The organism is Ureibacillus endophyticus, from assembly GCF_003628435.1.
GTDB lineage: Bacteria > Bacillota > Bacilli > Bacillales_A > Planococcaceae > Ureibacillus > Ureibacillus endophyticus.
Genome location: NZ_RBZN01000070.1, coordinates 1 through 10114, shown reverse-complemented (window position 1 = coordinate 10114; position 10114 = coordinate 1). Strand labels below are relative to the sequence as shown.

7 protein-coding genes are annotated in these 10114 nt (G+C 33.9%); 6 read left to right on the top strand and 1 reads right to left on the bottom strand.

Annotated features, from left to right (window positions below; translation table 11 throughout):
- Positions 1 to 145: 145 nt before the first annotated feature.
- The 5 genes from D8M03_RS16480 to D8M03_RS16460 all read left to right on the top strand — a co-directional run bounded on the left by D8M03_RS16480 (position 146) and on the right by D8M03_RS16460 (position 7590).
- A complete protein-coding gene (locus D8M03_RS16480) occupies positions 146 to 2080 on the top strand; it encodes a sigma-54 interaction domain-containing protein (protein ID WP_121215892.1) in 1935 nt (644 codons plus the stop codon).
- 603 nt (positions 2081 to 2683) lie between these two features.
- Positions 2684 to 3877, top strand: a complete 1194-nt coding sequence (locus D8M03_RS16475) for an LLM class flavin-dependent oxidoreductase (protein ID WP_121215891.1) — start codon at positions 2684 to 2686, stop codon at positions 3875 to 3877.
- A gap of 57 nt (positions 3878 to 3934) precedes the next feature.
- Positions 3935 to 5344 (top strand): NAD-dependent succinate-semialdehyde dehydrogenase, encoded by a 1410-nt coding sequence (locus D8M03_RS16470; RefSeq protein WP_121215890.1) that lies wholly within the window; start codon positions 3935 to 3937, stop codon positions 5342 to 5344.
- A 15-nt stretch (positions 5345 to 5359) separates the two neighbouring features.
- Entirely contained in the window at positions 5360 to 6562 is a 1203-nt protein-coding gene (locus tag D8M03_RS16465; RefSeq protein ID WP_170148483.1) for an iron-containing alcohol dehydrogenase, read from the top strand.
- The gene (locus D8M03_RS16460; RefSeq protein ID WP_121215888.1) at positions 6559 to 7590 is read left to right on the top strand and encodes a zinc-dependent alcohol dehydrogenase; all 1032 of its coding nucleotides are present in this window, start codon (positions 6559 to 6561) and stop codon (positions 7588 to 7590) included. Before D8M03_RS16465 ends, D8M03_RS16460 begins: the two co-directional genes overlap by 4 nt.
- Positions 7591 to 7849: 259 nt before the next feature.
- Here the strand turns inward: D8M03_RS16460 and D8M03_RS16455 are convergent, their stop codons facing one another.
- Entirely contained in the window at positions 7850 to 8965 is a 1116-nt protein-coding gene (locus tag D8M03_RS16455; RefSeq protein WP_121215887.1) for a M20 metallopeptidase family protein, read from the bottom strand.
- 315 nt (positions 8966 to 9280) lie between these two features.
- Here D8M03_RS16455 and D8M03_RS16450 point away from each other — a divergent pair, with 315 nt between their 5' ends.
- On the top strand, positions 9281 to 9922 hold the full coding sequence (locus D8M03_RS16450) for a DNA alkylation repair protein (protein WP_121215886.1): 642 nt from the start codon (positions 9281 to 9283) through the stop codon (positions 9920 to 9922).
- Positions 9923 to 10114 lie beyond the last annotated feature (192 nt).

Sequence of the window (10114 nt, the reverse complement as noted above, 5' to 3'; positions counted from 1 at the left end):
GTTGTGTGGTGTGGTAACCTCAACTAACATCAAAATTCAGGGGGTGGCAAGTTTTTTTGCATAAAAGACTGTAAAACCAACGATTATTAGCGATTTATATATATAAGTTTTGACAATACGAAGTTAACTAAGGGGAGGGGTAGAATTGAAATTCAAAAAGTCTGAATTTGATAAATTTTCGGAATATTGGGGAAGTTTTGTGGAAATGGATCAACTTAATCCAGAGGTACCGGAGATAATAGCTGCTTCTTGGAGGGCGAGTAAAAATAATTCAGTGAATTTTTTACAAAGCACATTAACATTAAAACCACATAAAAGATCTTTGAAACAAAAGCTATTTGTAGACATTGTTGATGAGTCTGTAAGTAAAATTGCAGAATATTTACATGGAAGTAACTCGGTAATACAGATATTTGACGAGAATGCAATTCTTTTAAATTTATATGGAGATGAAATTACAATAGATAATTTATCAAAGATAAATAATAAAATAGGAGCAAACTTAAGTAGAGAAGTAGCTGGAACAAATGCTGTAGAACTAGCAATTGAACATAAACAACCAATTTTAACGGTAGGTCCACAACATTACTCGAAAATGTTTCACGAAATATTTTGTTATGCATTTCCGTTAAAAAATAACCATGACCATAATATTTTTGGTGTGTTAGATTTAACAGGTGATTTAGATTCAATATCCCCACATGTATTTAGCTTAATTAAAGCAGCAACATTATCTATTTCGAATAAGATGGAATATTACACATTGCAGACAATAAAATTACTGAATGATAAATTTATTTTTGAGATAGATACAGAATACGATAATATTTTATTGATTCATGAGAATGGAGAAATTTTAAATCGCTATATTAATCGAACAATTGTAGATAATAATTTCAAAAAAATTGAACAAATCAATTATGTTCAAAATCTTGATATTCCTAAATTAAACTTTTATATGCTCTTGTCCGATTTAGAAGTAGAATATGTAGATTACTTGAGTAGTGGTTTGAAGGTGAAAATTTATTTAAAGCAGTTGAGAGAGAACAATCAGCTTTTAGGATGGGTTTTGAAAATAAAAAAATGTAGTTTTGAACTATTAATGAAAGAACAAGATTCACCTTTTGATAAATTAATCGGTGAGAGTTCGAGTTTGAAAAATGTCGTAAGTATGGCCAAAAAAGTCGCTAGTTCAAATGCTACATGTTTAATTTTAGGTGAAACAGGTACAGGGAAAGAATTATTTGCCCGAGCAATTCACGATAGTAGTTCAAGAGCAGGTAAACCTTTTATTACAGTAAATTGTGGTGCTATTCCAAAAGAATTAATTGCAAGTGAATTATTTGGATATGAAGAAGGAGCTTTTACAGGTGCTAAAAAAGGTGGACAACTTGGTAAGTTTGAATTGGCTGATACAGGTACTATTTTCTTAGATGAAGTAGGTGAGCTGCCATTAGAACAGCAAGTTTATTTACTACGTGCCTTACAGGAAAAAGAGATTTTTAGAGTAGGAGGCAAGCAAGCAAAAAAAATAGATGTTAGGGTAATTGCAGCAACAAACGTAGATTTAATTAGCGCAGTAGAAGAAAAAAAATTTAGAGAAGATCTTTATTTTAGATTAAATGTCGTCTCTTTAAAATTACCACCTATACGAGAACGTGGTGAATTAGATATCGAACAATTGATCCACTTCTTTGTAGATAAGTATAATAAGCAAGAAAATAAGAATATCTCCGTTTCAGCTGAGGCAATGAAACAGTTACGGAATTATCATTGGCCTGGTAATGTAAGAGAACTAGAAAATAAAATTTACAGTTTAGTAATACTTGCACAGGATAATATCATCGATTCTAATCTAGTAGCCAGTGTCTTGTCCGATAGTGAGAGACAAGTGATTGATAATTCAAAAATATTATTAAAAACAATCGATGAGTTAGAAAAACAGGAAATTATTAATGCGATGATAAAATATAATGGGAATTTAACCCAAGTAGCTAAAAAACTTAATATCTCGAGAGCTACATTATATAGAAAGTTAAAAAAATATGATTTAGAGAAAGATAATATTTTAAATAATTAAAAATTGAAAACGTTTACTTATATTAAATTGCTTCTAATTTAGTAGCCAGATGGAAATAAACCATCTTACTTAATTGGAGCATTTTTCTTTTGGAGATAAAAAGATTTCTAAGATAACAATTTCAGTGGGATTGTTAGGGGTATCTATGAAAGAGAGAAACGCGATTCTAGAACGTTCCTAACAAATTAAGATGTTTGTTTTTTATCTAAATATATAATATTACAAAAACTTCTATGTAATCAATAGTATTTTTTTGCTAATTTTCCCTAATTTATTTGTACATGAATTAAATGAAGAATTTTTTAATAACATTTGATAATTCCCTTAAATAATAAGTGTTAAAAGCTATATTTGAATGAGTGATTGAACCAATTATAAACGTAAAAGCTATTCGGTCGTCCGAATAGCTTCTTTGTGCCTCATTTTGAGACAAATCTGTTCGGGTGTCTCATGTGTAGACAAAAATTCTTCACGATCAAAACAGATTTTTTTCAAGAAAAAGCTATAAAGCTCTGTGTTAGATATCAAAGTTAGTTGGCACAAAGATTGCTTTATATTAATTAGCCTTCAAATAAAAGTCATGGTCTAAGGGAGGATGGTCCAATGGAGTTTTCTATGTTTTATTTGCCCGTAATAGCTGGACGAGAAGAAGTAGAACATATGGGACGTTTTGCAGGGCAAGATCGCAAACTTTATCAAGAACTATTAAAAGATTTATCTGAACAAGCAAAGTATATTGATAAACACGGTTTCCATGGACTTTGTTTTACTGAACATCATTTTCATGTGGAGGGTTATGAAGTATCAACGAATCCCATAATGCTTGGATTGTATTTAGGTTTACAAACAAAGAACCTTCGAATAGGTCAATTAGGTAACGTATTACCTACTCATGACCCTATCCGTTTGGCTGAAAATTTAGCAATTCTAGATCAAATGTTACAGGGAAGGGCATTTGCTGCGTTTGACAGGGGTTACCAAGAACGTTGGGTTCGAACACTGGCACAAAAAAATAATGTAGGAATTTCTAATAAGGATCCAATAGAAAATATTCGCAATAAAGAAGTGTTCGAAGATTTCTTTGACATAATCCAAAAAGCATGGAAAGGCGGTACTTTTAGCCATTATAGTCCAAACTATCATATTCCGGTGCCAGTTGACTATAGCTATAAAGATTACCAAGAGGGTTTAAATGAAGATGGCATTCTCGAAGAAGTGGGTATTGTCCCATTACCGTATCAAGAAACATTTGATTTGTGGCACCCATTCCCTTCCAGTGAATCATCTATTCGTTGGGCCGCTGCTCGTGGTGCATTACCTGTAATCATTCATACAGATTACAAAGTTATTAATAAATTATTTGACGCATACGTTGATGAGGCAAATAAACATGGTTACAACCGCAAACGTGGTGAACGCATTGCCTTAATTCGTGATGTTTTTGTATATGACACGGAAGAAGAGGCAAAGTATTGGCAAGAGAAAGGAGCTGGATTTATCTGGAAAAAATGGTTCAGTCCAGATGGGTTTGATGCATCTAATTTGCGCGAAGGAGAAACGTTGGACCAACTAACAGGTGAATATGATGAATTAGTAGACCGTGAATTTTGCATTGTTGGTACACCTGAACAAGTACTTGCAAAAATTCAAAATTTAGTAAATAAAACGGGATGCCAACATTTGGTATTGTATAACTTTACTCGTGCAATTCCTCAAGAGAAAGTAATGCGATCTCTAGAACTATTCTGTACTGAAGTAATGCCGCATTTAAAGAAAGAAGTAATTACTGTTAAATAAATTTTAATAAGAAGAAATTGAAATTTTTAGATTACAAGTTTAGTAGGAGGACATGATATGTATATTAATAATGAGTGGATTGTAACAGATAAAAAATTAAAGGTAATTAATCCTTCAACATTAGAAGTTTTTGCCCAAATTTCACAGGGAACAAAAGACCATGCTGAAAAAACGATTCAAGCAGCTGCTGATGCCTTTGATGGTTGGTCAGGCTTAACGGGATTGGAAAGATCTATTTATTTAGAAAAAGTTGCATCTAAAATTCTTGAGAAGAAAGAAATTTTAGCACAGACAATTACAAAAGAAATGGGTAAAGCAATTCGTAATGCCCGTTATGAAGTTGAAAGTACAGCTTCATTTTTTAAATGGTTTGCAGAAGAAGCTCGTAGAACATATGGAGAAGTTATCCCTTCACCAAAACAAGGAAAGAGACTGATGGAAATTAAACAACCTGTTGGTGTTGTTGCAGCCATTACACCATGGAATTTCCCACTTTCGATGGGTGCTCGAAAGTTGGCGCCAGCATTAGCAGCAGGCTGTACAGTTATTTTACGTCCTTCAAATGCTTCGCCAATGAGTGCGATTGAACTGTTTAAAATTTTTGAGGAATGCGAATTACCAAAAGGTGTTGTTAATTTATTAATTGGACCAGCTGGTGAAGTGACAGAGCCACTCCTTGAAAGTAATGAAGTTAGAAAAATTACATTTACAGGGTCTACTGAAATTGGAAAAGAATTAGCAAATAAGGCAACAAATACAATGAAACGCATATCAATGGAACTTGGTGGACATGCACCTTATATCGTATTTGAAGATGCTAATTTGAAGGCAGCGGTCGAAGGAGCGTTGACAATAAAATTTGGATGCGCGGGACAACAATGTACATCTGTAAATAGATTTTATGTGCATGAAAAGATTTATGATGAATTTGTAGAACTTTACAAAGCGGCAACTTCCAAGTTAGTGGTACAAGATGGTTTATCTGAGTCGACAGATGTTGGGCCATTGATTAACGAAAAGGCGATAGAAAAAGTGCAGGAACATATTGATGATGCATTAGTCAAAGGAGCAGTATTAGTTGCAGGAGGAAAGCGTGTAGAGCAGACCAAGGGGTATTTCTTTGAACCTACCATTATTCGAGATGTAACTGATAATATGAAAATTTCATATGAGGAAACATTTGGTCCAGTTGCGCCTATTTTTAAATTTAGTGATGAGAAGGAAGTTCTTGAACGGGCGAATAATACCCAGTATGGACTTGCAGCATATTTCTTTACACAAGATTTATCTAGAGCATATAGAGTAGCTGAAAAATTACAATTCGGTATTATTGGCATTAATGACCCATATCCCTTTGCAACAGAAGGGTCATTTGGCGGATTTAAAGAAAGTGGCGTAGGTAGAGAAGGCGGTCATGGCATTTCAGAATATCTTGAAACGAAATTTATTTCAACAAATATTTCATAATAATGGGTGATGAATGTGAATTTAATTAATCAGCAATTTTCAACGTTTTTCCCAACAGTCTTAAAGTATGGAAGAAATATTATTGAAACAAGTTTAACTGAAACCATTAAAGATATGAATATAAAAAAAGTTTTATTAGTTAGTGATAAAGGTTTAAAACAAGTGGGTGTGGTAGAGAAAATAAAAAATATTTTAGTAGAACAAGGATTAGATGTAAGCGTTTATGCAGAAGTTGAGCCTAATCCATCATTACAGGCAGTTCATGAAGCACGTGATATGTATTTACAAAACAATTGTCAACTGATTATAGGCCTTGGTGGAGGAAGTAGTATTGATGCTGCTAAAGGTGTAGCTGTAGGTGTAGTGAATCCAGGAAATCTAAATAATTATGGTCGGGGAATGCAACCTATACAAGGGCCTCTACCACCGACGATTATTATTCCGACAACTGCTGGTACAGGAAGTGAAGTAACAAATGTTGCTGTAATAACAGATGAAGAAGCTAAAAGAAAATTTGTTTTAGCTAGTCCATATGTTATACCAACGTATGCCTTTATCGATCCTACAATGACATTTACATTACCACAACCACATATTGCTGCAACAGGTATCGATGCTTTAGTTCATGCGATTGAGTCTTATGTAAATAATAAATCGCAACCAGTTAGTGATGCGTTAGCAATAGGTGCTATGAAAATGATAATCGAATATTTACCGCAATCTTATGCAGATCCGACAAACGAAGAAGCAAAGGCGCAAGTATTACTTGGCAGTACGATTGCTGGAATGGCGTTTGCAATGACAGGTACTGCGTTAGTACATTCACTTTCTCACCCAATGACGTCACATTTTCATGTTCCACATGGTTTAGCAAATGCTATTATATTACCAAAAGTAATAGAATTTAACTTAATTTCGGATTATAGAAAATATGCGGAAGTTTCTTATTTGTTTAATTCAAAATATAGAGAGCTTTCATTAAAAGAAGCAGCGAACAAACTGGTTGAAGAGTTAAAAGCCTTTACAAAATCTGTTGATATTCCTGAAGACTTTAGTTATTTAGGTGATCATATTACGCAAGAAGATCTAAATAGGTTAACTAAAGATGCACTGAATGATAAGGGGACTTATCCAAACAATAAACGTAAAGCAACTGAGCTAGAAGTTTATAAATTATATTGTTGCTTATTTCCTCAAGTAAAGAAGGTGTTAGTATGAAGGCTATAGTTAAAACTGAAAAGCAGGAGAAAAGTTTAGGCTTGTTTGATGTTGAAATACCAGGTGTAAAGGACGATGAAGTTTTAGTAAAAATTCGTAAAACAGCGATTTGTGGAACCGATTTACATGTATATGAATATTCAGCTGGTTATGAATTTATCCAAACCCCTGTTATTTTAGGCCATGAATTTAGTGGTGTGGTAGAGAAAGTGGGGAAAAACGTTACTAATTATAAAATTGGTGAACGGGTTATGGGTGAATCTAATCGTTACTGTAGAGTATGTAAAAATTGCAAAATAGGATTGACAGATATTTGCTTAAATTCAAAAATGACAGGGCTGCATTTTAATGGTGCAATGGCTGAGTATATTGCAGTTCCTGAATATACTTTACATCATCTACCTAATGAAGTTTCTTTTGAAGAAGGTGCTGTCGCACAACCTATTTCGGTCAGCTTAAATGCAGTATTCGATCATTGTCCAATTGTCCCAGGTGATCGTGTAGTGGTATTTGGTCCTGGTATTCAAGGTTTAATTGCCGCACAAGCTGCTTTATTAAAAGGTGCAGCTAAAGTGGCTATTATTGGTACTGATTTGGATGAAGAATCTCGATTACCAATAGCACGAGAAATGAATTTTTTAGCGATTAATTCTAGTAAAGAAGATGTAAAAAAACAATTAGAAATTCATTGGGGAAGTTCAGAAGTAGATGTGGTTCTAGAGGCTTCTGGTGCAATTCCTGCAGTAGAAACGGGAATAACAATTTTAAAACGAGGAGGCATCCTTACTGTTTTTGGAATTTATTCGAAACCATTAAACTTAGATCTTACAAAGTTAGTACGAGCAGAGATAACCTTGTATACAAGTTATACTTCAACATGGAAGCATTATGAACAAGCTTTAACCTTATTAGCTGAAGGGAAATTGAATATAAAACCATTTATTACCGAATATCCTTTTAGTGATGGCATACAAGCTTTTGAAGATGGGGTATCAAAGAAAGCGATTAAACCAGTACTAACCTTTTAATGAAAAACGATTATTTGGAAGAAGCGACTAAGAGACTATAAATTTTATTTAAAGGTTCTCCTTATTTATTTGGAGAACCTTTTATTTTTGATATAACATACTGTGATTTTGATTATTGTTTTAATTTTGATTATTAAAGATTCTCTTTCTATTGTAACTAGAGCATAAGTATAATCTAGCTTGTTTGTTGGTGTTGGTATTTTAAAAATTTCGGAGGTCATTTTATTATCTTCCTTTCTACTGTTTCAATTTACGATTTTTATAATTTTACTAATCCTTTAAATAGTTCAACTCCCGTTTTAATTAATTCATCACGGAAGTCATATTCATCTGTATGAATATGTGGATAATCTTCACCATTTCCGATAAAGAAAAACGCTCCTTTTGTTAACTTCGTATAATATCCAAAGTCTTCGGAACCTCGGATGGCTTCATGCAATTCTACTAATTTCATTCCATTTGCTTTTGCGACAAATCGAACTTTATCTGCATTTTCTTTATGATTTACTGTTTCTGGGAATTCATCGTTATACTCAAAACTCACCTTTAAACCATGTTCTTCTGCTTGCTCTTTTGCATAGTTTTCTAGGTTTTTTTGAAGACGGTCCAGTTCTTCTTCGTAAAGAGCACGGATTGTCATTCGAAGGTCACCTTTTGATGCAGCAATCCCAAAAGCTTTTTCTCCAACATCAATTTGTACAACTGTACATAGTATTAGCCCCTCATTTTTTTCAAAGGAAGTGAATTTAGGAATTGCCCCAAGAATATTCCCGATTGCAAAAGAAGGATTGATTCCTGTTTCTGGCTGACTTGCATGGGCTGGAATACCTTCGAAATGGATTGTCATTCCTTTTGATGCACACATGATTGTCCCATCCATAATGCCGACTGACTTATATGGTAAGCCACTCATATTATGGTAGCCATAAACTTCATCAATTTGATGTTCTCTAATGAGTTCAACACATTGAATGGCACCTTCTCCTGTTTCTTCAGCTGGCTGGAAAAGGAAAAAGATGTTTTGATCTGCTCCTTCTTGATCGATTTCTAAGGCCAATCCTGCGAGAGTTGCTGAATGTCCATCATGACCACATTTGTGAGCAGTTCCTGGAATTTTTGATCCCCATGGTAGATCAATGACTTCATCCATTGGTAATGCGTCAAAATCTGCACGGAATGCAATGTTTGGTTTGTTTACTCCTGCACGATAAATGGCGTAGAACCAATTTCTTTTATCGACAAGTTCTAGATTTGTGTTTGCTTTTAAAAACTCCATTAAATATTGTTTCGTCCAAACTTCTTCATTAGAAAGCTCAGGATGTTGATGTAATTCATGACGTAGTTTCTTTGCCAATTCATAGTTTTGAACTTTCATCTTTTTACTCCTTCCGCATGAACTATTTTTCTAGTTTTAATTCATTTTAGCTGTCTACCATCTGTGGTCTCATAGAAAAACAGACTTTATAAGAAAGGGACGCTCTAAAGAGATAGCCATAATTCAATCGTAATATAGTAGTGACTGAATATTAGTTGTTTTGGAAATAGTGTTCCTACTGGAAGTACCCGTTACAGCGGCTCTCTAAACTGGGTGGAAGGGCGTTTCTTTCTGCCATAGGTCTAGACTCTTGTATATAATGGACTTATTGATGATAATTAACGAAACAAAGCTTTATAAAGGAGCTGAATAAACATGATTTCTACAAAAGTAGAAACCATACTTTCCCAGATCAACAGTAATACAAAGCTTGGCGACTTACGAAAAATCGCAAAAGAAATTAAAAAAGATCACGAACTTGCAATGGAACTTTGGTCAACGGAAGAGCATTTACCTAGACTATTAGCAATTTTAATTATGGATAAAAAACTTCTTACATCAGATGTGCTAGATAAACTTTGTAAGGATATGTTGATACACACTTTTGTTGAACGAAATACTTTAATGGATTGGTTGATGGCGAATCAACTCACAAAAGATAAGAAGTTAATTGCATTAATGGAGTCATGGGAAAATAGTCCCTCAGCACTTCAAAGACGAACGTTTTGGTATTATCAAGGGCGTTTGAGATGGACTGGTCAAACACCGCCAGATAACACTGAAGACTTACTCGCTACAATAGAAGCTACGATGATGCAGGAAGAACCGGAAGTTCAATGGGCGATGAATTTTCTAGCGGGCTGGATAGGCGTTTATGATGAAAATTATCGTGAGCGTTGTATTAAAATAGGGGAGAGAACGGGTCTTTACAAGGATGAACATGTATCAAAAGGATGTACACCGAACTATTTACCAGAGTTCATTCGGATTGAAGTGAATAAACGACAAAATAAATAATGAATAACTAAACTGACAATTCTTATAAAAATAGTTGACATTGTAATTCGTCTTATTTATTATTAATACCAATCATTAGCGTCGCATTAAAATAATTTGACACCTTTATTAAAACTGAATTTTCTGAAATATATTCTTCGCACAAAAAAAGCCTTTATAATGGTTGGGCGGTAGTAAACCATCCAAATCCAA

What these genes read in the sequence shown, in the direction of transcription:
- D8M03_RS16460 (WP_121215888.1), top strand. Translation starts at nt 6,559, where the DNA reads ATGAAGGCTATAGTTAAAACTGAAAAGCAGGAGAAAAGTTTAGGCTTG.
- D8M03_RS16450 (WP_121215886.1), top strand. Translation starts at nt 9,281, where the DNA reads ATGATTTCTACAAAAGTAGAAACCATACTTTCCCAGATCAACAGTAAT.
- D8M03_RS16470 (WP_121215890.1), top strand. Translation starts at nt 3,935, where the DNA reads ATGTATATTAATAATGAGTGGATTGTAACAGATAAAAAATTAAAGGTA.
- D8M03_RS16455 (WP_121215887.1), bottom strand. Translation starts at nt 8,965, where the DNA reads ATGAAAGTTCAAAACTATGAATTGGCAAAGAAACTACGTCATGAATTA.
- D8M03_RS16475 (WP_121215891.1), top strand. Translation starts at nt 2,684, where the DNA reads ATGGAGTTTTCTATGTTTTATTTGCCCGTAATAGCTGGACGAGAAGAA.